The sequence below is a fragment of the Kaistella polysaccharea genome, from assembly GCF_020410745.1.
GTDB classification, from domain to species: Bacteria; Bacteroidota; Bacteroidia; order Flavobacteriales; family Weeksellaceae; genus Kaistella; species Kaistella polysaccharea.
In genome coordinates, this window is sequence record NZ_CP084528.1 from 361,157 (window position 1) to 385,651 (window position 24,495).

Annotated in this window: 26 protein-coding genes; 21 read left to right on the forward strand and 5 right to left on the reverse strand. The window is 34.6% G+C overall.

The features are described from left to right. Nucleotides 1-6: 6 nt before the first annotated feature. The 5 genes from LC814_RS01585 to LC814_RS01605 form a co-directional block, all read right to left on the reverse strand. Nucleotides 7-459 carry a MarR family winged helix-turn-helix transcriptional regulator gene (locus LC814_RS01585; RefSeq protein WP_226064600.1) on the reverse strand — a complete coding sequence of 151 codons (453 nt, stop codon included), beginning with the start codon at nt 457-459 and terminating at the stop codon, nt 7-9. A gap of 168 nt (nt 460-627) precedes the next feature. After that, on the reverse strand, nt 628-1,551 hold the full coding sequence (locus LC814_RS01590; RefSeq protein ID WP_226064601.1) for an ABC transporter ATP-binding protein: 924 nt from the start codon (nt 1,549-1,551) through the stop codon (nt 628-630). A gap of 111 nt (nt 1,552-1,662) precedes the next feature. Next, nucleotides 1,663-2,046 (reverse strand): GxxExxY protein, encoded by a 384-nt coding sequence (locus LC814_RS01595; protein ID WP_226064602.1) that lies wholly within the window; start codon nt 2,044-2,046, stop codon nt 1,663-1,665. 127 nt (nt 2,047-2,173) lie between these two features. Continuing rightward, on the reverse strand, nt 2,174-3,148 hold the full coding sequence (locus LC814_RS01600; RefSeq protein ID WP_226064603.1) for an iron chelate uptake ABC transporter family permease subunit: 975 nt from the start codon (nt 3,146-3,148) through the stop codon (nt 2,174-2,176). An 85-nt stretch (nt 3,149-3,233) separates the two neighbouring features. Then, nucleotides 3,234-3,803: a TlpA family protein disulfide reductase gene (locus tag LC814_RS01605; protein ID WP_226064604.1), complete on the reverse strand. Its 570-nt coding sequence runs from the start codon at nt 3,801-3,803 to the stop codon at nt 3,234-3,236. A 33-nt stretch (nt 3,804-3,836) separates the two neighbouring features. Between LC814_RS01605 and LC814_RS01610 the strand changes: the two genes are divergently transcribed. From LC814_RS01610 to LC814_RS01710, 21 genes are all read left to right on the forward strand, one after another. Then, nucleotides 3,837-4,961: a 2Fe-2S iron-sulfur cluster-binding protein gene (locus tag LC814_RS01610; RefSeq protein ID WP_226064605.1), complete on the forward strand. Its 1,125-nt coding sequence runs from the start codon at nt 3,837-3,839 to the stop codon at nt 4,959-4,961. A 69-nt stretch (nt 4,962-5,030) separates the two neighbouring features. Beyond that, entirely contained in the window at nt 5,031-5,588 is a 558-nt protein-coding gene (locus LC814_RS01615; RefSeq protein WP_226065850.1) for a SanA/YdcF family protein, read from the forward strand. A gap of 72 nt (nt 5,589-5,660) precedes the next feature. Further along, nucleotides 5,661-6,278 carry a uridine kinase gene (gene udk, locus LC814_RS01620; RefSeq protein WP_226064606.1) on the forward strand — a complete coding sequence of 206 codons (618 nt, stop codon included), beginning with the start codon at nt 5,661-5,663 and terminating at the stop codon, nt 6,276-6,278. A gap of 1 nt (nt 6,279) precedes the next feature. Further along, nucleotides 6,280-6,633, forward strand: a complete 354-nt coding sequence (locus LC814_RS01625; protein ID WP_226064607.1) for an FtsB family cell division protein — start codon at nt 6,280-6,282, stop codon at nt 6,631-6,633. A 78-nt stretch (nt 6,634-6,711) separates the two neighbouring features. Continuing rightward, complete coding sequence (locus tag LC814_RS01630; RefSeq protein WP_226064608.1) at nt 6,712-7,878, forward strand: methylmalonyl-CoA mutase family protein; 1,167 nt, start codon at nt 6,712-6,714, stop codon at nt 7,876-7,878. Between the two features lie 50 nt (nt 7,879-7,928). After that, complete coding sequence (locus tag LC814_RS01635) at nt 7,929-9,077, forward strand: class I SAM-dependent methyltransferase (RefSeq protein WP_226064609.1); 1,149 nt, start codon at nt 7,929-7,931, stop codon at nt 9,075-9,077. A 90-nt stretch (nt 9,078-9,167) separates the two neighbouring features. Beyond that, nucleotides 9,168-9,458, forward strand: a complete 291-nt coding sequence (locus LC814_RS01640) for a hypothetical protein (RefSeq protein ID WP_226064610.1) — start codon at nt 9,168-9,170, stop codon at nt 9,456-9,458. 96 nt (nt 9,459-9,554) lie between these two features. Next, nucleotides 9,555-10,937, forward strand: coding sequence for a dipeptidase (locus LC814_RS01645; protein WP_226064611.1), 1,383 nt, complete (start codon nt 9,555-9,557; stop codon nt 10,935-10,937). A 140-nt stretch (nt 10,938-11,077) separates the two neighbouring features. Then, nucleotides 11,078-11,782: an SDR family oxidoreductase gene (locus LC814_RS01650; protein ID WP_226064612.1), complete on the forward strand. Its 705-nt coding sequence runs from the start codon at nt 11,078-11,080 to the stop codon at nt 11,780-11,782. Nucleotides 11,783-11,875: 93 nt separating this feature from the next. Next, nucleotides 11,876-12,619, forward strand: a complete 744-nt coding sequence (locus LC814_RS01655) for an electron transfer flavoprotein subunit beta/FixA family protein (protein WP_226064613.1) — start codon at nt 11,876-11,878, stop codon at nt 12,617-12,619. A 26-nt stretch (nt 12,620-12,645) separates the two neighbouring features. Next, a complete protein-coding gene (locus LC814_RS01660; protein ID WP_226064614.1) occupies nt 12,646-13,593 on the forward strand; it encodes an electron transfer flavoprotein subunit alpha/FixB family protein in 948 nt (315 codons plus the stop codon). A 177-nt stretch (nt 13,594-13,770) separates the two neighbouring features. Then, nucleotides 13,771-15,123 carry a sensor histidine kinase gene (locus LC814_RS01665; RefSeq protein ID WP_226065851.1) on the forward strand — a complete coding sequence of 451 codons (1,353 nt, stop codon included), beginning with the start codon at nt 13,771-13,773 and terminating at the stop codon, nt 15,121-15,123. Between the two features lie 79 nt (nt 15,124-15,202). Then, nucleotides 15,203-15,796, forward strand: coding sequence for a bifunctional nuclease family protein (locus LC814_RS01670; protein WP_226064615.1), 594 nt, complete (start codon nt 15,203-15,205; stop codon nt 15,794-15,796). A 15-nt stretch (nt 15,797-15,811) separates the two neighbouring features. Then, nucleotides 15,812-17,071, forward strand: coding sequence for a nucleoside permease (locus tag LC814_RS01675; RefSeq protein WP_226064616.1), 1,260 nt, complete (start codon nt 15,812-15,814; stop codon nt 17,069-17,071). A gap of 85 nt (nt 17,072-17,156) precedes the next feature. Next, entirely contained in the window at nt 17,157-18,335 is a 1,179-nt protein-coding gene (locus LC814_RS01680) for an acetyl-CoA C-acyltransferase (RefSeq protein ID WP_226064617.1), read from the forward strand. Between the two features lie 99 nt (nt 18,336-18,434). After that, the gene (locus tag LC814_RS01685; RefSeq protein WP_226064618.1) at nt 18,435-19,925 is read left to right on the forward strand and encodes an MFS transporter; all 1,491 of its coding nucleotides are present in this window, start codon (nt 18,435-18,437) and stop codon (nt 19,923-19,925) included. 104 nt (nt 19,926-20,029) lie between these two features. Next, nucleotides 20,030-20,956, forward strand: coding sequence for a mevalonate kinase family protein (locus LC814_RS01690; protein ID WP_226064619.1), 927 nt, complete (start codon nt 20,030-20,032; stop codon nt 20,954-20,956). A gap of 65 nt (nt 20,957-21,021) precedes the next feature. Then, nucleotides 21,022-21,915 (forward strand): UbiA family prenyltransferase, encoded by an 894-nt coding sequence (locus tag LC814_RS01695; RefSeq protein ID WP_226064620.1) that lies wholly within the window; start codon nt 21,022-21,024, stop codon nt 21,913-21,915. A 353-nt stretch (nt 21,916-22,268) separates the two neighbouring features. After that, nucleotides 22,269-23,153, forward strand: coding sequence for a pseudouridine synthase (locus tag LC814_RS01700; protein WP_375373411.1), 885 nt, complete (start codon nt 22,269-22,271; stop codon nt 23,151-23,153). A gap of 136 nt (nt 23,154-23,289) precedes the next feature. Next, nucleotides 23,290-23,784: an RNA polymerase sigma factor gene (locus tag LC814_RS01705; protein WP_226064622.1), complete on the forward strand. Its 495-nt coding sequence runs from the start codon at nt 23,290-23,292 to the stop codon at nt 23,782-23,784. A gap of 11 nt (nt 23,785-23,795) precedes the next feature. After that, complete coding sequence (locus LC814_RS01710) at nt 23,796-24,389, forward strand: hypothetical protein (protein ID WP_226064623.1); 594 nt, start codon at nt 23,796-23,798, stop codon at nt 24,387-24,389. The last annotated feature ends 106 nt before the right edge of the window (nt 24,390-24,495 follow it).

Below are 24,495 nucleotides of genomic sequence, written 5' to 3' on the forward strand. Positions count from 1 at the left end.
TGATATTTATTTTTTGTTATTTAATTCGTTTGCAATTTTCAAAATGTCTGTCATCACTTCTTTGAAGATTTCCATTTTTTCGTGAGGAATTTTCTCTACGACTTTTTTATTGAAATTGACGACAACCTCTTTCGATAGGTTTCTTGAATTCAAACCTTTTTCAGTTAGTTTAATGATTACTTCCCGCTTATCGTTTGTGGTTTTTTCTTTATAGATGTAACCATTGTCTTCTAAAAGTTTAATAATTCTCGTTAAAGATGTTGGTTCTATGGCCATTTTCGGACCGAGATTCGTACTTCTGGTGCCATCTTTTGGATCTATTTTTAATAGCGTAAGTGCCTGTACGGCAGTGGCATCATGATCTTGGGCGAGTTCGGAATACATTTTCGAAACTGCGAGCCAGGTAGATTTCAAAATGAGATCTACATTTTCAACTTTTTCTGCGTGTGATTTATTCATAATATTTAGTATACCTGGTTGAATTCAAATATAGAAAATATTATGCATGCATAGTATATCTCGTAGGTTAAAATTTTGTTAAATGTTGAGCATCAACCTATTAAAAGATATGAAAAGCATAGTACTATGCATGCATAGTACTTTAGGAAACAGTCTGAAAATCACGTATCAATAAGGTTTTGCGAGGAAATTAGCGATTTCTGTAAAAGATGAGCATTTTATTTGTTTATCTGCCTCGAAAATCACCCAAAAACCATCCTGGAATGTAAATTTCAGAAAAGAGAGATCTTTTGTGAAATTTTTTTGAAGAAATGAGTACAGCATTTCCTTATGAAAATCGGGCGCTGAAATTTTTGGTGGAACAAAACTTTCCGTGAAATCGAAGAGCTCAGGATTAAGTAATTCATTATGCTTCAAGAGAATTTCTTCCGCAATTCCTGCATCGATTTTTTGATCATGTATCAGCCAAATTTTATCCGCGAATTCTTTTGCTAATCGCCAATCATGAGATGAAAAGAGGATGAGTTTTTTGTGAACTTTGGCTAAGTTGCGGAGGAGTTTTAAAATAATAATTTTATTCTCTTCATCTAAATGCGTAGTGGGTTCGTCCAGAATTATCATCGGCGAATTTTGTGCTAAAGCTCGTCCGATAAATGCTTTTTGAAGATTACCATCTGACAATTCAGTCAACTGAAAATCGCGATACTGCGTCAAATTTAGACTTTTAATAATTTCTTCAACTTCCTGTTGATCCGATTCTTTCAGTTCAAAATAATAAGGATAATGAATATATTTTCCGAAAGAAATGAGATCCCGTAAGGTATAATTCGCCGGAATTTGAGACTTTGAAAAAACGACAGCAATTTGTTCTGCCATTTCTTTGGATGAAAGCGTTTTGGTTTTTATTCCATTGAGTAAAACTTCACCGTTTAATAAGTCAGTTTGATTAAGAATACTTTTAATTAAGGTTGTTTTTCCAACGCCATTGTTTCCGATTAAAAGGCAAATATCACCCAAAGCCAAACCAGTATTAACTTCTTTTATTAAAGGAGTTTTGTAACCAATTGATGTGTTATTTAGTTCTAGAAACATTTTTTCACTAAGTTTTGTTTAACGCAAAGGCGAAAAGGTTTTAAAATGCAAATTTTACGAAGGCGCAAGTTCGGCTTCGCCGATGGGAACAGAATTATAACTAAATATCTTTTACTGCGGTAAACCGTTGACGACTCGTTTAACTCCATTTTTAAAGACGTCGGTTCTGAAATTTATTAATAGACCTAATCTGCATCCTGTCATTTTTAAATACGTTAAAAGTTGAGCCTTGTGTGTATCGTTCAGAAATTCTACGGCTTTAATTTCCAGAATTAATTTATTTTCCACAACGATATCAATTCTGAATGCGTTTTCAATTTTCAATTCATCATAAATCATTGGGTAAACTTTTTGCTTTTCTGCTTTAAGACCAGATTTCTGTAACTCGTAAAAAAGACATTCTTCATAAACGTTTTCAAAAAGACCTGCGCCTAATCTTCTATGAATTTTTAAACCCAATTCAAATACAATTTTTGAAAGTTCGTTTTCAGTCATCTTATTTGTTTTTTAATTCTAAAGTTTAATAATTTTAGAAGTTGGTAACATCATCTTTAGATGATTCGCGCCTTAAAAACAGCAGTAAGAATAAAATTTTTTTTGCGACTTTGCGTTAAAAAAAACATTAAACTTTTTTCTCTCTTAGCATCATCGTCAATATTACAGGTATTCCAAATAGCGAAGTGATTACATTCAAAGGAAACTGTGTGGATTCCGATATAATTGAGAAAAATTCCATAATGAATATTCCTAATAACATGTTCAAAATCCATTGTTGCCAGAGTTTTGCAGGATTAAAAAGCATTCTGCAGAAATGGGGAACCACAATGCCGATAAACAAAATTGGACCTAAAAAAGCAGTAACCGAGGCAGAAAGTAAAGAAGATGAAATTATGATTAAAAACTTTAATTTATTTAAATCAACTCCAAGACTTTGCGCGTAAGCGGTTCCTAAAGAATTACCAATGAGCGGTTTTATAGTTTTAAAACTTAAAACTAGTCCGAAGATTACTATTCCTAATAAGATAAATATTTGATTGGTGGAGACCTGATTATTTGCGCCAAAACTCCAGAGAATATAATTTTTTAAACTTTGATTTTCTGCATAAAACTGCAATATAGAAACTACGGCTCCCGCTAAAGCTGAGATGAGAAATCCGAATATTATTAAAAATGATCTGTCTTGAAACTTGCCTGAAAATGCAAGCAGTATGAACATCAAAACCATACTTCCTGCGATCGCCGAAAAGCTGAGGAAACTATTTTGGAGAAATTCTGGCAGCACCAAATCCTGGGAGAACAAAATATAAAATGCGACACTCAAACTGGCAACTGAAGTAATTCCTAAAACAGAAGGTCCAGCCAAGGGATTTTGAAAATATTCCTGCAATAAAAATCCAGACGTTGGAATGGCAATGCCAGCCAACATCATAACGATAATTCGGTTGACCCGAAGTTTTGCAATCTGTGCGTTTTCAGCAGTTGAAGAAAGAAAATCAGAAAAATTTAAATTAAGAAAACCAATATTTAAATTCACTACAATCGAAACAATAATTCCGATAATAATCAATAAAGTGATGATTTTAAAATTTTTCGTCATTTCGGTTAGGTCACAAATTTTAAAAAATAAAAATCGCAAAGTAGCCTTTTGGTAAGGTATTACTTTGCGACTATTTTAAACTTTTTTAATTGAATGAATTAAGCTTTTGGCTGAGCATTTCTTCACTCATTGAACCTAAAGTTTCATCAGTTTTATCCCCTTTTCTTATCAAAGTAAAAGGAATTGCGCCACCGTCCCATTTTTTAAAATTCTTCGGAAAAAATTCTGGAGTTAGCTTGGAACCGTCTAAAAGAACAACATTTGGAGATAAGTCGAATTTCTCTACAAACTTCGGTACAACTTCGTCCCAATCGGAGCGCTCGTCTAAACTGACAAATGTAAATTTAACTTTTTGCCCTTTCATTTCCGCCATCTTTGCTTTGAAATGCGGTATTTCCTTAACGCACGGGCCACACCAGGTTGCAAAGAAATTGGTTACATATAACGTATCATTATTTTGATTTCCTAGCATTTTCGATGTTTCTTCAGGAGTCCATTCTACTTTTTTAAAGGGAACAACGGCCTCATTCGTCTCAATAACCGGCGTGACAATAGAATCTGCTGTTGCCATATCACTTGTTTCCGTAACCTTTGATTCTTTGTTACAGGCAACGACAGCGGTTAGAAGTATCGTACTTAGAATTAATTTTTTCATTTTATTTTTATTATTTTTGAGTCATTAAAATTTATGGAAAATCTCTCATCTAAAGCCCGACAAATAGAATTTCACCCGCTAAAATTAACGAAAAAGCAACAACTGACCAAAACCATCTATGCTCTTGAATTCGAAATTCCTTCTAATTTAAAACCGAAATACACTTTTAAGGCTGGTCAATATGTAACGTTGCAATTTTACTGGGATGGTGAGTGGGTTCAAAAAGATTTTTCAATGACATCGGCACCGTTTGAAAAGAAGATTTCATTAGGAATAAAAGTTAACAGCGACCGAAGTCCAGTTAATTCTTTAATTCAAAATGTGGAAGTTGGTGCAGAAGTATCAGTTTCAACACCTCGCGGAAGATTTACTTTGGTTTCTAAACCACACGAATTTCGAACAATAGTTGGATTTGCAGGCGGAATAGGGATCACACCGATTTTAAGCCATTTTAAAAACATCTTATTTACGGAACCTCGTACGCGGCTATTTCTTTTTTATGGCAACAAAACTTTTACCGATGTCGCTTTTAGGAAAGAATTAGATGAACTCAAATCCCAATATGAAGATCGTTTAGAGATTTATCATTTTTATTCCCGGGAGAAAGTCGGTAACGGAATTTATGAAGGCCGATTAGATGAAAAGAAGGTGGCTCTGATAATCAATCAATTCTTATTACTTGATGATACTGATGAAGAAAGTACGATTTGGGATGCGGTTGACGAAGTTTTAATTTGCGGAAAAGGCGAGATGATCAAATCATTGGCGAACGCATGTTACAAACATGGAATCCCAAAAAAGAATATTCATTTTGAACTTTTTGAAGAATTTAATGAAGATATTTATCCTGTTGAAAAAGAGTTTCCTTTGCAGAAAGATATAGCGGTTGATTTTAAACTCTTAGGACAAAATCATCACACTACTTTAGCAAACAATAAGATGCGCCTCTTGCAACAACTTTTAATCCAGAAATTCCCCGTTCCTTATTCATGTAAATCTGGAATTTGTGGCAGTTGTGAATGCATTTTGGAAGAAGGCGAAGTAGAGTTGCTGGAAAATGAATATTTAACGGATAAAGAAGCCGCAGCAGGGAAGATATTAGCATGCATGTCGGTCGTTTTAAGTAAAAAAATTAAAGTTAATTTTGATTTGGTATAACACAATTTGAAGAAAATTTTAGACATAGTAAAGTCATTTTTCAGTTTAGTAGAAATTGGAATTTTGTTGATGATTCTTGCCAATATTTGGGTATATGCAGTCACCAATGGAAAAACTTATACCAAAATTTCTAAAATTCCGCCCCGTGAAACGGCTTTGGTTTTGGGAACTTCGCCTAAAATGCGATCGGGACTTTCTAATCCTTATTTTACGTCGAGGATGAATGCGACAGCACTATTATACCATCACGGAAAAATCGCCAAAATAATTGTGAGTGGGGAAAAAAGCGAAGGTTATGACGAACCCGCAGCAATGAAAAATTATTTGGTTTATCAAGAAGGTGTGCCCGAAAATATCATCACCGAAGATCCAAAAGGCTTTCAGACACAGGCAAGTATTAAAAATTGTTTAGAGGTTTACGACCAGAAAAATGTAATCATTGTTTCTCAGGGATTTCACAATTTACGGGCATTGTTTTATGCGCGAAACAGCGGCATGAACGCTCTAGGTTTTGATGCGCAGGATGTTTTGGCAAACAATAGTTATTATCGGAATCAGTCCAGAGAATTTCTGGCGCGTGTAGTTGCGGTTATTTATTATATCTTTAATATCGAAAAAAGAGCCTAAAATCAACTTTAAATTGACTTGAATTTACCTACAAAATTTAACGCAAAAACCTATATTTGTAAAAATAAAATTATGCTCGTTATTGGAATTGCTGGCGGAACCGGCTCCGGAAAAACCACTGTAGTTAACAAAATTCTACAGCAACTTAACACAGAAGGAGTGAATGTGCTGTCGCAGGATAACTACTATCATGATAATCAGAATCTTACTTTATCGGAGCGTGAAATGTTAAATTACGATCATCCGAAATCGATTGATTTTGAATTGTTGATAAAGCACGTGAAAGCCCTTAAAATGGGTGAAAGTATTGAGCAACCTTTGTATTCCTTTGTCACGCATTCCAGAACTGGAGATCATGTTTCCGTAGAACCAAAAAATGTGTTAATTGTCGAAGGGATTTTGGTCCTGACGAATTCTGATTTATTGAAAGAATATGATTTAAAAGTCTTTGTTCATGCAGATTCCGATGAACGGTTAATTCGCCGTATTCGCCGTGATACACAGGAACGAGGACGAGATTTGCAGGAAGTTTTGCACCGTTATCAAACCACTTTGAAACCGATGCATCAGGAATTTATTGAACCTTCTAAAAACGAGGCCGATTTAATTGTTCCCAATATGAAGCAAAATACGGTGGCGATTGATTTTCTCTCTACTGTCATAAATAATACGTTGAAAAAAACCCTTTAACATGGAAGATCTGATCAAAGAAATAAAGCCAAAATCTCCCGCGGTAAAGTTTTTGCAAAAATATGTGATCACAAAATATTTTGTGACCATTTTCCTTTTTTTGGTTTGGATGATTTTCTTTGATAGTACGTCTTTTTTGGTTGTTAATGAATTGAATGGCGAGATCAATAAATACGAAGATCAATTGGCATATTACCAGTCAGAATACCAGAAAAACGACGATTTTTATAAAAAGTTGATGAACAATAAGGAAGAAAAAGAAAAGTACGCTCGGGAAAATTATTTCATGAAAAAACCAAATGAGGAAATTTTTATCCTTGTGGTTGACAGTACCAAAGCTGTTAAAAAGGAATAAATTGCCTTTAGAAATATAGTTTTTACAGACTTTCATAAATTATTTGAGTAAGCCTTTTAGTAAAATAACATTCATAATATGTTTAAAAAAACATCACTGCAAGATTGGGAAACTCTCGTGCAGAAACAGTTAAAAACAGAAGATATCTACACCATTTTATCTGAAGATAATCTTGAAAACCTTTCTGTAAAACCTTATTATGATTCCGTTAAAAGTTCTTTGGCAAATTTGCCAAAAGTAGAAGAATCCACACATTTGGTTTCATCTTATCATGAAAGCGCAGAGGAAAACGTCTTTGCTTTTTTGCTCAATAATAATGTGGAAGATTTAACCGAAAAAGTGATTTTCGTAAATGATGCAAATTTGTCAGAACACATTTCCTTAGACGAAAACAATCGATATTTTTCTTTGGTAGATATTTTTTCAGACAACGAAAAAGGCAAAATTAATGTGCAACTGGGTAAAGAATTATTGTCTAAAAATTTTGAGAGAAATTTGTGCGTAGATATTTCTTTACATCAAAATGCAGGTGCATCCATGATTCAGCAATTGTCGATCGGTTTGGCAAAAGCTAAAGAACTTACTGAAATTTTCGGCGCTGAAATCATCAATAAAATAATTTTCAAAGTATCGTTAGGTAGCAATTACTTCTTTGAAATTTCCAAAATTAGAGCGCTGAAACTACTTTTCAATCAATTTTCGAAAGAATTTGGTTTAGATGAAACTCCTTTTATTTTTGCAGAAACTACTTTCCGAAATAAATCCAAAAACGATCCTGAAAATAATTTAATACGTTCCACTTTGGAACTTTCTGCAGCAATGATTGGCGGTGCGGACGCTGTTTTTAGCAATGATTATAAAATGGAAAATTCTGATTCGGTTTCAGAGGAGATTTCTTTTAAGCAACAGATTGTTTTGGCGTATGAAAGTATTATCAATGTTTTTAACGATGCCGGAAACGGCAGTTATTACGTAGAAGATTTAACGCAACAACTGGCTGAAAAATCCTGGAAACTATTCCGGGAAATGGAAGAAAAAGGAGGTTATTGCGAACTTTTAAAAATTGGTACCATTCAAACGGAAATTAATGAGCAGGCCATGAAAGAGCAAAATTGGGTGGAAGAAGGCAAAACTAAAATTATTGGTGTAAACCTTTATCCGAAACTTGAAAAGGTAAAATCCTCGGAAGAAATGTACGCGGGAAATGAAATTAAAGCTGTTCGGTTAGCCGAAATGTTTGAATAAATTCTGTAACGAAAGTAGTTCGTGCTTTCGTGGCTTTTTTTAAATTAATAGTGAAAAATATTCTTAATAAAGAAGTTCAAAAATACATCAATGCAAATCTCACCACAGATTTGCATTCTTTATTGTTGAAAAAATCTCCCTTTCCAGAAGTCACTATGCAACAAATTGTACAACAGATCAAAGGAAAAAAAGTAGCACAAAAAAAATTTCCCTTTTTAATGAAAGAAGGGATTATTTTTCCGCCAAATCTGAATTTGGAACAGGCTTCTTCAGAAACCACAGCAAAATTTAAAGGTCAAAATTTGCAGGGAAAAACCTTTCTAGATTTAACGTCAGGTTTTGGAATTGATGCTTATTTTCTGTCTCAAAATTTTGCAGAAATTACTTTGGTTGAACAGAATTTCGAACTGTTAGAAATTGTGAAACATAACTGGAAAATTTTAGGAAGGCACGCAAATTTTATAAATGATAATCTGGAGCATTTTTTAGCTGAAAATCGAGAAAAATTTGATTTGGTTTATTTAGATCCCGCACGAAGAGATGTTCAAAAAAACAAGAAATTCCTTCTCGAAGATTTATCACCGGATATTTTGGAAATTAAGGACAGATTAGCGAAGATATCCGGAAAGATTCTTATTAAACTGTCACCGCTTATTGATATTACTTATTTGATATCTTCGGTGGAGAATATTTCGGAAATTCAGATTATTGCCGTGCGAAATGAAGTAAAGGAACTTCTTATCTTAATTGAACCAGGCAAAAATTTAAATTCACCAAAGATCATCTGTACCAACCTGGAAAGTGATGATCCTACTTTTACTTTCTATTATGATGAAGAGAAATCGACAACTTCCAATTTTTCAGAACCCTCGTCATTTCTATTTATTCCCAATAATTCAATTTTAAAATCAGGAGCTTTCAATACTTTGTCTGAAAAATTTGAACTTCAAAAATTAGCACCGAATACCCATTTATATACGTCGACCAGTAGAAAGGAAAATTTCCCGGGAAGAATTCTAGAAGTTGTAATTACTGATTCTAAACAAATTAAGAAAGGGGAGAAATATAATATCATTTCTAAAAACCATCCATTAACGCCTGATGAAATCAAGAATAAATATAAAATTTTGGATGGTGGAAACCGCTATTTAATATTCACCCAAACGCTGAAAAATAAAATTATTTTAAGATCTCTTTAGAAATCGTCTAAAATCCTTGGGAAAAATGGTAATATTTCATACTTTTGGAGCTGTGAAATTTTAAAGATTCATCTTAATCATAAAGTAGATATGAAAAAAGTTATTTTAGGCGTTGCGATCGCAGGATTGGTAATCAGTTGCCAGAAAATTCAGGCAGGCTCTAACAAAGGAGTTTTGCAATTGACTCCAGGAGTAGAGCGTTATAGCGAAGATATGGTTACAAATACGCCTTCAACAGCGGTTACTGGCTCAAAAACTTCAGCAGAAATGCCAATGAATGACTCTTTGAAAACAACTACGCTTACCGAAGTTCAAATTAAAAAAGACAGCGTGCAGGAAATGAATACCGCACCACAGCCTGCTGCTTCGGAAAATAAATAAGACCTTTTGGAATATATTAGGTAAATGTCTTGCTTCTGCAGGACATTTTTTTTATTTTTACAAGATTCGTCAATCTATTAATTTAATTAAAATATAATGCAAGAAACATTAAATTACATTCAAGAAAACAAACAGCGCTATGTTGATGAGCTTTTTGAATTGTTGAAAATCGCTTCTATAAGCGCAGATCCAGCCTATAAAGATGAAGTTTTGAAATGTGCTGATGAAGTTGCCAATTTCTTAAAGGAAGCTGGTGCCGATGCTGTCGAAGTTTGTTCAACAAAAGGCTATCCCATAGTCTACGGAGAAAAAATGGTTGATAAAGCGCTTCCAACTGTACTTGTTTACGGTCATTACGATGTGCAGCCACCTGATCCATTAGATCTTTGGAAAAAACCTCCGTTCGAACCTTATATAGAAAAGACTGAAATTCATCCTGAGGGAGCGATTTTTGCGCGTGGGTCGGCAGATGATAAAGGACAGTTTTTCATGCACATAAAAGCATTTGAAGCGATGATGAAAACGAACACTTTGCCTTGTAATGTGAAATTTATTTTTGAGGGCGAAGAAGAAGTAGGTTCTAAAAGTCTAGAGGATTTTGTGAAAGAAAATAAAGAGAAATTATCTTGCGATGTTATTTTAATTTCCGATACGCATATTTATTCCAACGAGCAACCTACGGTAACAACGGGTTTAAGAGGTTTAAGCTATGTAGAAGTTGAAGTAGAAGGACCGAACCGCGATTTACATTCTGGTCTGTACGGTGGTGCAGTTCCTAATCCAATTCACGTTTTGTCTCGAATGATTGCAGATTTAATCGATGAAAATGGACACATTAAAATTGACGGATTTTATGATAATGTAGAAGCAGTTTCTGATGAAGAAAGAGCTGACATGAACAAGTTGAAAGATGATCCGGAACACTTTAAAAAATCAATTGGATTAAGTGGAGTAGAAGGTGAGAAAGGATACACGACTTTAGAACGAACTTCAATTCGTCCGACCTTAGACTGCAATGGGATTTGGGGCGGTTATATCGGCGAAGGTGCAAAAACCGTAATTCCCTCAAAAGCTTTTGCTAAAATTTCAATGCGCCTGGTTCCTTATCAAACACCCGATGAAATCACAGAGAAATTTACCAAATACTTCGAGAAGATCGCGCCGGCAAATGTTAAAGTGAAGGTAACTCCGCATCATGGTGGAATGCCGTACGTTTTGCCGAGCGATACCAAAGAATTTGCAGCCGCTAAAAAAGCGATGGAAACTGCTTTCGGTAAAGAAGTTCTTCCCTACCGAAGTGGTGGAAGTATTCCTATTACCGCCATGTTCGAAGAAGTTTTAGGTTCGAAATCAGTTTTAATGGGCTTTGGATTAGATTCCGACGCAATTCATTCCCCGAACGAACATTACGGACTATATAATTTTTATAAAGGAATTGAAAGTATTCCGTTGTTCTTTGAAAATTATGCGAAAGGATAATTGCACAATATTAAAAGGCGCCTAAAAATAGGCGCTTTTTTTAGGTCTATGAATCATCTGTATGATTTTAATAGAAGGTAAACATGACAATAACAGGTATTTGAAAAATCTTTTTTTTATCTTTAAACAAATTAAAAATAATGGAAAATAAAGTCGCTTACATCACCGGCGGAACAAAAGGAATAGGCCTTGGCATCGCACAGGTTTTATATGATCAGGGAATAACAGTTGCCATTTCAGGACGAAACAAAGAAGATGCTTTATCAGTAGCCAAAAAATTATCAACGGATACCGCACCAGTTTTCGGTTTGTCATCTGATGTTCAAAGTTACGAGGATGAAAAAAACGCAGTTGAAGAAATTACCAAAAAATTCGGTAAAATAGATTACGTGATAGCAAATGCCGGCGTTGGAATCTTTAAACCTGTAGATGAACTCTCCCTAGAAGATTGGTCCGCAATGATTGATACCAATTTGAATGGTATTTTTCACACCCTGAAAGCTTCTGTTGAAGAATTAAAGAAATCAGAAGGTTATTTTATCACCATTTCGAGTCTTGCCGGTACAAACTTTTTCGAAAAAGGAGCCGGTTATAACGCATCGAAATTTGGTGCAGTTGGTTTTACACAAGCAGCCATGATTGATCTTCGAAAATATAATATTAAAGTTTCTACGATAATGCCAGGCTCTGTTGCAACACATTTTAACGGACATACGCCCTCTGAAGCAGACAGCTGGAAAATTCAGCCGGAAGATATTGGCCAACTTGTTTTGGATATTCTAAAAATGAATCCACGAACATTACCGAGTAAAATAGAAATTAGACCTTCTAAACCAAATAGTTAATTATGTAATCAATATTAATTATTAAATGTACTATGCATGCATAATATATTTTTTATTTATCTTAGCAAAAATTAAAACAATAAATATTCGCAGATGAAAATATTAGTTTGTATCAGTAGTGTACCAGATACTACGTCTAAAATTAATTTTACAGCAGATAAGACTGCTTTTGACAAAAATGGAATTCAATGGGTAATCAATCCATTAGATGAATTTGCGCTTACTAAAGCAATTAAATTACAGGCACAAGGTGCTACTGTTACAGTGATAAACGTAGGAGAAGCTACTACTGATCCAGTAATTAGAAAAGCTTTAGCGATCGGTGCAAATGATGCCATCAGAATTAATACAGAGCCCAAAGACAGTTTTTCTGTAGCTAAAGAAATTGCAAATGTTGCCAAAGATGGTAACTATGATTTAATCCTTTGCGGAAAAGAATCTATTGATTATAACGGTGGTGCAGTTCCAGGAATGGTTGCTCAGTTATTAAATCAACCTTTTGTAAATGCTTGTGTCGGTTTAGAAATTAATGGTACGGAAGCCACTGCAGTTCGAGAAATTGAAGGCGGTAAAGAAACCATCTCAGTTAAACTTCCAGCGATCATTGCTGGACAAAAAGGAATGGTGGACGAAAAAGACCTGATTATTCCTAACATGCGCGGCATTATGTCGGCAAGAACAAAACCTTTACAAGTTTCAGAACCTGTAAGCAGTGAAGTGAGAGTAGAAGCAGTTTCTTATGATTCTGTTCCGGCGAGAGCTGCGGTAAAAATGATTTCGCCAGATAATCTTGACGAATTGGTAAGATTACTTCACGAAGAGGCGAAAGTAATTTAATTTTAATTTTAAAACACATTTAAAAAATGGCAATATTCGTATACGCAGAAAATATAAATGGTATTTACAAAAAGGCAGCATTTGAGGCAGTTTCCTATGCAAAATCAATTGCTGAGAAAAATGGTGATACAGTCACTGCCGTTTCTGTAAATCCTACTGACTCTTCTGATCTTCTATATAAATATGGAGCAGATAAGGTAATCAATATAAAAGATGAAGGATTGAAAAACTTCAGTGCGAAAGCTTTTTCTCAGGCAATGAATGAAGTTGCAGACGGCAATATCATCGTTTTCCCACATACAACCGATGCTTCTTCTGTAGCGCCAATGTTGGCAGTTATGAAAGATTATTCTTTGATCACCAACGCTTTAGAAACACCAGAAAGCATTACGCCATTTCAGGTTAAAAGACGAGCATTCTCTGGGAAAGGAATAATGCACGCAAAAGCTGACGCGGCAGGAGTAATTGTTACTGTTTCTCAAAACGCATTCGGCGTGAAAGAAAACCCAGTTTCCGGTTCTGAAGAAGTGAAAGATTTAGCGGTAGCTAATGAAGATACCAAAGTTTTGTCCCATGAACAGAGTTCAGGTCAGCTGGACTTGAAAGAAGCGGAAATAGTTGTTTCTGCAGGTCGTGGTATGAAAGGTCCAGAAAATTGGGGAATGATTGAAGATCTGGCAAATACTTTAGGAGCAGCAACAGCTTGTTCTAAACCTGTTTCAGATATTGGTTGGAGACCTCACTCCGAACACGTAGGACAAACTGGAAAAGCAATTTCTCCGAATCTTTATGTGGCGGTTGGTATTTCTGGCGCTATTCAACATTTAGCGGGAGTGAATTCTTCTAAAACCATCGTAGTAATCAATAGTGATCCAGAAGCGCCGTTCTTTAAGTCTGCTGATTATGGAGTAGTAGGCGATGCATTCCAGATCGTTCCGGAACTTAATCAGAAAATCAAAGCTTTGAAAGGGTAAATTTCTCTTTTAAACTGAATATAAAACGCCGAATTTATTCGGTGTTTTTTTTTGGGCAGAATTTGCTAACTTAAAAAAAGGAATTTTATTCTCTAATTCCTAAATAAAAATACTAATTTTACTTTAGAAGCAATTTTTAACTAATAAATTTTATTAATGGGAATGTTTGTATGGAACATGGCAATTTCATTCCAATTCCTATTTATTATTGTAAGTAGTGTTATTTTTCTATATCTACGGGATAAAAGCTTTAAATATTATATGCTGTATAATATCTTTCTGCTTATTTATTTACTAAGTAGAGATGATATTTTTTATAACAAATTTGAAAATTCGGTTGCTTACATTATTGGAACTTCTAACTCGGAAGTTTTATTACATATTATCAATTTCTTCATTCAAATAGTTTTCTATCATTTTTACTCTCTTTTTGCACTCTACTTTTTAGATCTTGAAAAATTAAAAAAGAAGTATTTTCGAAGTGTTACAAAAATTCTAAATATTTTAGTTGCCGCATTTTTTATTTTTGGAATTATTACTTATTTGCTTAAAAATTCCGATTTATATGTGACGCTGTATACTTTTGTTTATTTACCGGTGATGCTTACCATATTTTTTGTGACGGTAGTGAAAGCCAGTAAATACTCCGATAAACACAAGCACTTTTTTCTATTTGGAGTATCCTTCTATGTCATTTGCGCTTTAACAGCGTTTGCGGGAACATTTCTACCTTCTTTACATTTACATAATCCGATTGGCTTTTTTTATGTCGGAATAGTAATTGAAACCATATTTTTCAGTTTGGGACTTGCTTATAAAGTGAAATTAATAAACGATGAAAAAAACAGAGTTTATAAGGTTGTTACGAGACATAAACATCAGCAACAAATCACAAAGCTTCAAGGTTTACTGGAAGGTGAAGAAAATGAAAGAAAGAGAATTGCCGAGGAACTTCATGATGGCATCGCCGGAGATTTAGCCGCCATTAAATTAAATTTAAATCATTTAAACAGTACAAATCAAATAAATAGAAATGATGATGTTTTGGATGATGTCTTAGAGACGATTGATAAATCTTGTCAACAAATTCGGGAAATTTCCCATAATCTTTCTCCTTCTTCAATAACCAATTACGGATTAGTAGGTGCGATCCAGCTTTTTTGTAGAAATGTGGAAGAATTATACAATCTGAAAATAAACCTGACTTTTCCCGAAGATTATTTAGATTTGTCGAAAACTACTGAAACCCATATTTATAGGATTATTCAGGAACTTATTAATAATGTTGTAAAACATTCTGAAGCTAAGGTCGCCGATGTTCACATTACGTACAACAATCCGTACGTTTTAATTTCAGTTAAAGATGATGGGAAGGGCTTCGATACAAAATCGCCGTCAAATGGTATCGGTTTAAGTAATATTTATTCCAGGATTAGATTCATGAATGGCCGAATAAAACGAGAAAGTGATTCCACCGGAAGCCGATTTGCCATCACCATCAATTTAAATCAAATTCCAGAAATGGCCTAAGCGGTGAAAAAATACGTAAAATTCAATAAAAGCTTTGAAAAGAAATCCCTAATCTAAAAAATCAATTATATTTGTACTTATGGATTATAAAAAATTAACCATTCGCGGAATTTCCTACAGCCAGACTCAATCTGGTGCTTATGCTTTGCTTTTGGAACATGAAGAAAGCAATGTAAAACTTCCAGTGGTCATTGGTAATTTTGAAGCGCAGGCAATTTCGCTCGGATTAGAAAAAGATATTCATCCGCCGCGACCTCTTACGCATGATTTATTCTCAAAGTTTATAACATCTGCTCATTTTGAAATTACTTCTGTAATCATTTATCAAATTATTGATGGTGTTTTTTTCTCCAACATCAATTTTAAAAATAAGGATTCTCAGGAAGAATTAATTATGGACGCTCGAACTTCTGATGCAGTTGCGATGGCTGTTCGCTTTGAAGCACCGATTTATACAACCCAGCAGGTATTAAGTGAAGCGGGAATTCTCTTGGAATTGGATGATGTTTCGAAACAAGATACACCCTACGAAGAAGTTATTGAAGGAAATTTATCAAGTCTCACGATTGAAGATTTGCATAAATTACTGGAAGATGCAGTAAAAGATGAGGATTTTGATGCAGCATTAGAAATTCAGGAAGAGATCAAGCGCAGAAAAAAGAAAATAGATTAATATCACTACGATTATATGAGTTTAAAATTACGACTTACCATACTTTCTTTCCTGCAGTTTTTTGTTTGGGGAGCCTGGTTAATTACAATAGGAGTTTACTGGTTTGGTACAAAACAATGGGGTGGAGAGGAGTTTGGAAAAGTTTTTGCGACTTTAGGAATTGCGTCTTTAATTATGCCTGCTTTAACAGGAATTATCGCCGACCGTTGGATGAATGCGGAGAAATTATTTGGTATTCTCCATATTTTCTACGGAATTACCCTCTTATTTTTACCTTCAGTCACAACGCCGGAAAATTTCTTTTGGGTCATGCTTCTAGCCATGATGTTTTACATGCCGACCATTTCCCTATCAAATTCAATTGCCTATTATATTCTGAAAAATAATAATTACGATGTTGTTAAAGTTTTTCCACCGATTCGGGTATGGGGAACGATTGGTTTCATCGCTGCAATGTGGATCACGAATCTGACAGGTAATAAAGATTCGGGAAATCAATTTTACATCGCTGCGGCAATTGCTATTGTTTTAGGGATTTATGCATTCACTTTACCGAAATGTCCGCCACAAAATTTAATTCCTGCAAATGCAACTTTGTCTGAAAAATTGGGCTTGAATGCATTTTCATTATTAAAGGATTATAAAATGGCACTGTTCTTTTTATTTTCCATGTTTTTAGGGGCAGCACTTCAGTTAACAAATATGTACGGCGACACTTATCTATCTGATTTTGGTAAAATTCCCGAATATGCAGAAAGCTTCGTGGTAAAACGTTCAACTTTAATAATGTCTATTTCGCAGATTTCCGAAACCCTCTTTATTTTGGCGATTCCTTTCTTTTTAAAGAGATATGGAATTAAAAACGTAATGCTTATTTCCATGTTTGCCTGGGTTTTACGTTTCGGATTTTTCGCTTTTGGAGGACCAGAAGGCCTAGGTTTGGGATTAATTATATTGTCTTGTGTAGTCTACGGAATGGCCTTCGATTTCTTCAATATTTCGGGATCTCTTTTTGTAGAAACTACAACTGATTATAAAATCCGTTCCTCTGCACAAGGTCTTTTCATGATGATGACCAATGGATTTGGTGCTATCATGGGAAGCTTATTAAGTGGTTGGCTTATTCAGAAATACTTCACGCTAGAAAATGGCGATAAAATGTGGCAGGAAATCTGGCTTGGTTTTGCGGCCTATGCTTTAGTAATTGCACTTTTATTCAGTGTCATGTTCAAACACAAACACGATCCGGAAGTTGTTGCAGACTTAACACACTAAATTTCAAAATACCAAAACACACTTTTTTCAGAGTGTGTTTTTTTTTGTAATTTGGCGTACTCTTAAAATTAAAAAAATAGTCATAATGAAAGAAGTATATATCGTATCCGCAGTGCGAACTCCAATGGGAAGTTTCCTAGGAAGTTTAGCCAGTGTTCCGGCTACAAAATTGGGTTCAACTGCAATCAAAGGTGCTTTAGATAAAATAAATCTGGATCCGAAAATGGTGCAGGAAGTTTATATGGGAAATGTTTTGCAAGCTGGTGAAGGCCAGGCTCCGGCACGTCAGGCGGCAATGGGCGCAGGACTATCTAATCAAACTCCCGCAACAACCATTAATAAAGTTTGTGCTTCCGGTATGAAAGCTGTAATGATGGCTGCACAATCCATTAAAGCAGGTGATCAAGACGTAATCGTGGCTGGTGGAATGGAAAATATGTCTTCAGTTCCCCATTATTACAACGCCAGAAAATCTACAAAATTAGGTGATGTTAAGATGCAAGATGGAATGGTACTCGATGGTTTAACCGATGTTTATGGTAAAGTTCACATGGGCGTTTGTGCAGAAAAGTGCGCTTCAGAAAACGGTTTCTCGAGAGAAGATCAAGACAACTTTGCAATTGAATCTTATAAAAGGTCTGCGAAAGCGTGGAGTGATGGAAAATTTAACGAAGAAATAGTTCCGGTAGAAATTCCACAAAGAAAGGGAGAGCCAGTGATCTTCAATGAAGATGAAGAATATAAAGCGGTTAATTTCGACCGTATTGGGACATTACCCACTGTATTTCAGAAAGACAATGGAACAGTAACAGCTGCAAACGCTTCTACGCTTAATGATGGCGCTTCTGCTTTGGTTTTAATGTCGAAAGAAAAAATGGAGGAATTAGGATTAAAACCACTTGCTAAAATCTTAGGTTACGGCGACGCAGCCCACGAACCTGAATGGTTTACGACGGCACCTTCCAAAGCATTGCCAATTGCGCTGAAAAAAGCAAATCTGGAACTTGCAGATATTGATTTTTTTGAATTTAATGAAGCATTTTCCGTTGTTGGGTTGGCGAATAACAAAATTTTAGGCCTTGATGCTTCAAAGGTAAATGTAAATGGTGGAGCTGTATCTTTAGGACATCCGCTCGGGAGTTCAGGTTCACGAATTATCGTAACACTCATAAATGTATTGAAACAAAATAACGGAAAATACGGAGCAGCAGCAATCTGCAACGGTGGAGGCGGAGCTTCTGCAATCGTTATTGAGAATTTATAAACAATAAGACTTTAAAAATCAAACCATTAAGAATTACTGCGTATTTTTTCAGCAGAATCTTAATGGTTTTGTTATTTTTGTTCCATTAATAATAAAAAAATGTCGGAAAACGAAGCTTTACCTCCTCAAAATATAAAGAACAATCCCAAAATCATGAAAGCTTGGGCTTTATATGACTGGGCGAACTCGGTATATTCCTTGGTTATTACATCTACAATTTTTCCGATTTATTATTCTATCCTTACCACTGCTTCAGAGAAAAGTGAGTACGTAAAAGAAACAGGACAATGGATTAAAGTTCCCGTTCGGCACATGATTACCATTTTTGGTAAAGAATATCAACCCGATGCGATTTATGGATACTCACTAACCATTTCATTTTTGATCGTAGTATTACTTTCACCTTTCCTTTCTTCTTTGGCTGATACCATTGGTAATAAAAAATCTTTTCTGCAGTTCTTTTGTTATCTTGGTGCAACTTCCTGTATGGGATTGGCTATGTTTACGGGAATGGAAAACGTATTTTTAGGGCTGTTGTTCAGTATTACAGCGAGCGTTGGATTTTGGGGAAGTTTAGTCTTTTACAATTCATTTCTACCCGATATTGCGACCCCTGATAAACAAGATGCGCTTTCTGCGAAAGGTTATGTGTATGGTTATTTAGGATCTGTAGTTTTAGTAATTATCTGCTTACTTCTCATTCAGGTTTTTGCAAAAGATGCAGAGCAAGCTAAAATGTATACACGAATCTCTTTCCTCTTAACTGGAGCCTGGTGGTTTGCGTTTGCGCAGTATACTTTTAAACATTTGCCTCAATTTGGAAATATAAAAGAACAATTACCCAAGGATTTGGTACTACTGAATTACAAAAATATTTTTAAAAAGCATGAAGAGCAAGGTGGTGTTTGGGAAGTATTAAAAGACAATGTTTACTTTTATGTCGAAATCGGGCGTCAAAGTTTCCGCGAGTTATTTAAAGTGGGTAAAACTTTATTTGCAGACCGAAATTTAAAGTTTTTCCTATCCAGCTTTTTCTTTTACAGCGTAGGAATGCAGACTATTTTCCTCATGGCGACTCTTTTTGGTAAAAGCGAAATTAATTTAGAACAAGACAGACTAATTTTAACTTTGTTGCTTATACAAATCGAAGCGATTATCGGGGCATTGGTATTTTCGAGATTATCCCGTAGAATTGGGAATAAGAATGTTATTTCGATCGCAATTGTTTTGTGGATTGTTGCATGTCTTTCTGCCTATTTTCTAAACAAAGAAAATCCGAATGTTGAATATCAGTTTTACGGAATTGCCGCAATTATCGGTTTGGTGATGGGTGGTTTACAAGCCATGTCACGCTCAACTTATTCTAAACTGTTACCAGAAAACAGCATGGATAATACCACGTTTTTCAGTTTCTATGATGTTTTAGAGAAAATTGCGATCATCATTGGAACATTTATTTTTGCCACGATGATTGAAAAATATCACAACATGCGTTATGCTGCACTTTCCATGACTTTATTTTTTACGATTGGATTAATTTTAATTCGATTTTTAAAATTAAAAGTTACCACAGAAAATAAAGCAGTTTAATTCCTGAGAAACAGACTATTGGCGTAAATATTGATAATATAATGGAATGTTGTAACTAATTTTTCATAAATTTGCAACGGTAAACAATAGTTTAACAATATTTAATGGCAAATCCCCTTTTTTACGCGAAAATCCTCCTTTTTGGAGAATACGGTATCATCGAAGATTCTCACGGATTGACTTTACCGTATAGTTTCTATAAGGGAACCCTTAAATTTTCTGAATTAAACAGTGATTTTGAAAAGAAATCTAACCTGTCTCTTCAGAAATATGCCGAGTATCTTAAGAACTTAGTACTTCCAAAAACGTTTTCTCTTAAAATCACAGCTTTTCAAAAAGATATCAACAAAGGACTTTTTTTTGACTCCAATATTCCGCAAGGTTATGGAATCGGAAGTTCGGGTGCTTTAGTAGCTGCTATTTTCGAACGTTACTCTCAAAAAAACTTTTCTCCAGAAAATATTGCTAAAAATGAATTGATGGAGTTAAAGCAGGTTTTTGCAGAAATGGAAAGTTATTTTCATGGTAAAAGCTCTGGAATTGATCCTTTGATTTGTTACATGAATTTGCCAATTCTAATTGAAAGCAAAGAAAATGTAGATAAAGTTTCTATTCCTGCAAGTCAGGAAGGGAAAGGAGCAATTTTCCTTATCGATTCTGGAATGAGTGGTGAAACAGGTCCAATGGTGCAGATCTTCTTTGAGAAAATGAAAACAGAAGGTTTCCGTAAAACAATGAAAGAGGAATTTATTCGGTATAACAATGCTTGTATTGATGCTTTTCTGAAAAAAGAAATGACACCGCTTTTTAAAAATTTAAAAAGTCTATCGGTTTGGGCTTATGAGCACTTTAAACCGATGATTCCTGAAAGTATTTACAAAGCCTGGAAAAACGGTCTTGATACCAACGCTTATTATCTTAAACTTTGTGGTAGCGGCGGCGGTGGCTATATTCTTGGTTTTACAAAAGATTACAAGAAAGCCGAAAAAATGCTGGACGGTTTTCATAAGGAAGTAATTTACCGATTCTAACAGGATTAAAGTCTGATATAAGCCACGAATAAGTTTTTACATCGTACCAAGTGACTTTACGGCTCATGAGAAACCCTTTTCTTTATCGCTTATCTCAGTTTGTTGCCTTTCTTATGGGCGCAAAAGTTTTCTTAACAATATTGCTAACCTTTGCCTTATACGTTTCTACCTTTTTCCTTTTTAATCAGGACGAAAGTTTGCGGGAATTTGTATTTGATGTGCGGGTTCACGGCATTATTTTCTGCACGATCTTAAGTGTTTTGGCGGGCGGAATTATCAACCAGTTTTATGACCGCGAGAAGGATCAGATCACGAAACCATTCCGAACTAAACTGCAGAGTTTCCTGAAACAGAAATATTTTCTCTACGCTTATCTCGTTTTAAATTTATTTTCCCTTACCATCGCCGCTATTATTTCGGAGCGTGTTTTTCTGTTTTTTCTGGTTTATCAGTTTCTGATGTGGTTTTACAGTCATAAGCTGAGCAAAAAACTCATTTTAAACAATATCACTTTTGTAGGACTTTCACTTTATCCATTTTTTGGAATGTTGGTCTATTATCGAACACTTTCGTGGTATATCATTTTAATGTCCGTATTTATTTTCTTAATGCTCCTAATCATCGACATTATTAAAGATACGCTCACCAAAAATGCAGATAAAATTTTCGGTTATGCTACAATACCGAATTCATTTTCATCAAAAACTACCAATTTGCTTTTGATTATCTTTTTGATATTTGCTCAGGTCACGTCTGGATTAATCATCTTTGTAAAAGGACTAAGTTCAATTATGAGCTACTATTTTGCAGGGAGTATTCTCATTCAAATTTTAGGAGTAATTTTCATGATAAATAAAGTAAAGAATTGGAAATTTATTAACTTAAACATGTTAAGAATATGGATTTTCATCGGTATTTTTGCCATGTTGGCCAATGGTATAAAAAGCTACTTCTACTAAATTCCCCATCTTTAAGAATTAGAATTTGAAAATATTTTAATTAGATGTATGATGTAAACCACCACTGCTGAGCAAAAAATAAATTCAAGCAAAAAATAACTTATCTTTGCAGATAAATTTTTCAGAACATGAGCAGAGATAATAATGGTAACAAGAAGCCACGTATAAGCAAAATTTCTAATAAAGGAACTTCCGCTAAACCACGTGCAACGAAATCTGCACGTCCACGTGATGAAAATCCAGAGGAAAGAAAAGCACCAAAAGAACCGAAAGCGCCAAGAGAACCAAGATTATTGTCACAATCGGAGGCGAAATCTTACGAGAAAACATTCGACAAACCAGCTTCTCGTAAAATGGGTAAAAGAATTGGAAAATCTTTTAGTAGCAGCAGTAAATTCGACAAAGGCGCGGCGAATTCTGGAGTAAAAAAACCGTATAAGAAACCTTTCGTTCCAATGGATGAGGCTGAAAAAACCCGATCTTTTGTTCAAAAAAGAAGATTTGATAAATTAGCGAAAGAAACTCCAAAAGAATCAATTCGACTAAATAAATATATTGCAAATTCAGGTATTTGTTCCCGTCGTGAAGCTGATGAACTAATAACACAAGGTCTTGTTCAGGTAAACGGACAAGTTGTAACAGAAATGGGTTATCAGGTTCAAAAGATTGATAAAGTTATTTTTGATGGGCAGGGAATTACACCTGAAAAACCGGTTTATGTACTTTTAAATAAACCAAAAGGTTATATTTCTACTACGAAAGATGAAAAAGCCAGAAAGACCGTAATGGATTTGGTGGCAAATGCTTCACCGTACAGAGTTTTTCCGGTGGGCAGATTAGACCGTTCCACAACTGGTGTTATTTTATTGACCAACGATGGTCACATGACGAAAAAATTAACACATCCTTCATTTAGCATGAAGAAAATTTACCATGTAAGTTTAGACCGAAAGTTAGATCGAGCAGATTTAAATGCAATCGCGGAAGGAATTCGTTTAGAAGAAGGAATTGCCGAAGTTGACAGTATTTCCTATATCGAAGGAAAACCAAAGAATGAAGTTGGAATTGAGCTTCACATTGGGTGGAACAGAGTAGTGCGCCGAATCTTTCAAAAATTAGGATACGAGGTAGAATTGCTGGACCGCGTAATGTTTGCTGGTTTGACCAAGAAAAATATCAAACGTGGACACTGGAGAATCTTAACAGATCTTGAAGTTAATACTTTGAAAATGCTTTAATGTTTTCAGCTTAAAAATTGTAAATATCTTTAAAACCCTTTCTGCTCATTTGCAGAGAGGGTTTTTTTAATAAAAAGAGTTACATTTTCTGTAACAAATATTCCAGGATGCTACTAACCTTTTAGATTACCGAAATATGTCTTCACTAGAAAAAGAGTTTTTAGAAAAAATTGAAAAGCACAAAGGTGTGATTTTTAAGATTTCTAAAATGTACATGGATAATTCCGATGACCAGAAAGATCTCTTCCAGGAAATTACGTTTCAGGTCTGGAAAGCATATCCAACTTTCGAAGGAAAAAGTAAATTTTCAACTTGGCTGTATCGGGTCGCTTTAAATACTGCGATTATATTTTTAAAATCTGAAAAGCGGCGTAGTTTCATTAATAATGAAGAAGTTGAAAATTTTACAATGCACGTAGAGGATTATGATGATCAGGATGAAAAAAATATTTCGCTTATGTATAAAGCCATTCAGCAACTTAATGAGATTGACAAAGCATTGATATTTTATTATCTACAAAATTATTCGGGAAAGGAAATTGCAGAAAATCTGGGGATTTCAGAAGTAAATGCAAGGGTGAAACTCAATCGTGCGAAAGATAAGCTCAAAAATCTTATTCAATATAAATAAATACAAAAATCATGGAAATAGATCAATTAAAAAATATTTGGGATAAAGATGAAGTTTCCGAAACTCCTGAGATCGCAATGGAAAAACAAAAGGAAATTCACCTTCCACTGGAAAGAATTCGTAAAAATATGCGCTTCGAGTTTTGGTCAACCGCAGTGCTGTTTCTATTAATAATCATTTTCTTTTTGTTTAAGGATATGTATATTTTTAAGTTTAAAGTTTACGTAATTACATTGGTTTCTGCGCAGATGTTGGTTACGAGTTTTTACTTTTTCAAGTTTTTTAATTTATACAAAAATTTAACCGCAGTAGATTTTAACACGGCTGATAGTTTACGGGATCTTAGACATCAATTCGAGTTGAATGAGCAGTATTATCTCTCATTTTACATTTCTTTTGTACCATTTGTTATTTGTGAAATGTTGTTGATTTTTGAGTTTACACCAAACCTAAAAAGTATTGAAGGAATAGAATTTATTCTCACATTTCTTGGATTATCCATTTTTACATTGGGCTTGCTTTACTTTGTGGGAAAATGGTGGTTCAAGAGATATTACGGAAAATATATTTCGCAAATTAAAGCGATATCAGATAACTTAATATAAATCACTTATTTCAAATTATGTATTTAGCCTTGCTTTGAAGAAGTCTTCTATACATTAACATTTATACAATAAAAAACTTCCCGATTATTTCGGGAAGTTTTTGTTC

Excerpts from the sequence above, each read along its gene's own strand:
- udk (WP_226064606.1), top strand. The coding sequence starts at position 5,661 with ATGCTCGTTATTGGAATTGCTGGCGGAACCGGCTCCGGAAAAACCACT.
- LC814_RS01675 (WP_226064616.1), top strand. The coding sequence starts at position 15,812 with ATGAGTTTAAAATTACGACTTACCATACTTTCTTTCCTGCAGTTTTTT.
- LC814_RS01615 (WP_226065850.1), top strand. The coding sequence starts at position 5,031 with ATGATTCTTGCCAATATTTGGGTATATGCAGTCACCAATGGAAAAACT.
- LC814_RS01650 (WP_226064612.1), top strand. The coding sequence starts at position 11,078 with ATGGAAAATAAAGTCGCTTACATCACCGGCGGAACAAAAGGAATAGGC.
- LC814_RS01610 (WP_226064605.1), top strand. The coding sequence starts at position 3,837 with ATGGAAAATCTCTCATCTAAAGCCCGACAAATAGAATTTCACCCGCTA.
- LC814_RS01710 (WP_226064623.1), top strand. The coding sequence starts at position 23,796 with ATGGAAATAGATCAATTAAAAAATATTTGGGATAAAGATGAAGTTTCC.
- LC814_RS01705 (WP_226064622.1), top strand. The coding sequence starts at position 23,290 with ATGTCTTCACTAGAAAAAGAGTTTTTAGAAAAAATTGAAAAGCACAAA.
- LC814_RS01690 (WP_226064619.1), top strand. The coding sequence starts at position 20,030 with ATGGCAAATCCCCTTTTTTACGCGAAAATCCTCCTTTTTGGAGAATAC.
- LC814_RS01630 (WP_226064608.1), top strand. The coding sequence starts at position 6,712 with ATGTTTAAAAAAACATCACTGCAAGATTGGGAAACTCTCGTGCAGAAA.
- LC814_RS01600 (WP_226064603.1), bottom strand. The coding sequence starts at position 3,148 with ATGACGAAAAATTTTAAAATCATCACTTTATTGATTATTATCGGAATT.
- LC814_RS01670 (WP_226064615.1), top strand. The coding sequence starts at position 15,203 with ATGGATTATAAAAAATTAACCATTCGCGGAATTTCCTACAGCCAGACT.
- LC814_RS01680 (WP_226064617.1), top strand. The coding sequence starts at position 17,157 with ATGAAAGAAGTATATATCGTATCCGCAGTGCGAACTCCAATGGGAAGT.
- LC814_RS01700 (WP_375373411.1), top strand. The coding sequence starts at position 22,269 with ATGGGTAAAAGAATTGGAAAATCTTTTAGTAGCAGCAGTAAATTCGAC.
- LC814_RS01695 (WP_226064620.1), top strand. The coding sequence starts at position 21,022 with ATGAGAAACCCTTTTCTTTATCGCTTATCTCAGTTTGTTGCCTTTCTT.
- LC814_RS01625 (WP_226064607.1), top strand. The coding sequence starts at position 6,280 with ATGGAAGATCTGATCAAAGAAATAAAGCCAAAATCTCCCGCGGTAAAG.
- LC814_RS01645 (WP_226064611.1), top strand. The coding sequence starts at position 9,555 with ATGCAAGAAACATTAAATTACATTCAAGAAAACAAACAGCGCTATGTT.
- LC814_RS01585 (WP_226064600.1), bottom strand. The coding sequence starts at position 459 with ATGAATAAATCACACGCAGAAAAAGTTGAAAATGTAGATCTCATTTTG.
- LC814_RS01660 (WP_226064614.1), top strand. The coding sequence starts at position 12,646 with ATGGCAATATTCGTATACGCAGAAAATATAAATGGTATTTACAAAAAG.
- LC814_RS01685 (WP_226064618.1), top strand. The coding sequence starts at position 18,435 with ATGTCGGAAAACGAAGCTTTACCTCCTCAAAATATAAAGAACAATCCC.
- LC814_RS01640 (WP_226064610.1), top strand. The coding sequence starts at position 9,168 with ATGAAAAAAGTTATTTTAGGCGTTGCGATCGCAGGATTGGTAATCAGT.
- LC814_RS01605 (WP_226064604.1), bottom strand. The coding sequence starts at position 3,803 with ATGAAAAAATTAATTCTAAGTACGATACTTCTAACCGCTGTCGTTGCC.
- LC814_RS01590 (WP_226064601.1), bottom strand. The coding sequence starts at position 1,551 with ATGTTTCTAGAACTAAATAACACATCAATTGGTTACAAAACTCCTTTA.
- LC814_RS01665 (WP_226065851.1), top strand. The coding sequence starts at position 13,771 with ATGGCAATTTCATTCCAATTCCTATTTATTATTGTAAGTAGTGTTATT.
- LC814_RS01655 (WP_226064613.1), top strand. The coding sequence starts at position 11,876 with ATGAAAATATTAGTTTGTATCAGTAGTGTACCAGATACTACGTCTAAA.
- LC814_RS01595 (WP_226064602.1), bottom strand. The coding sequence starts at position 2,046 with ATGACTGAAAACGAACTTTCAAAAATTGTATTTGAATTGGGTTTAAAA.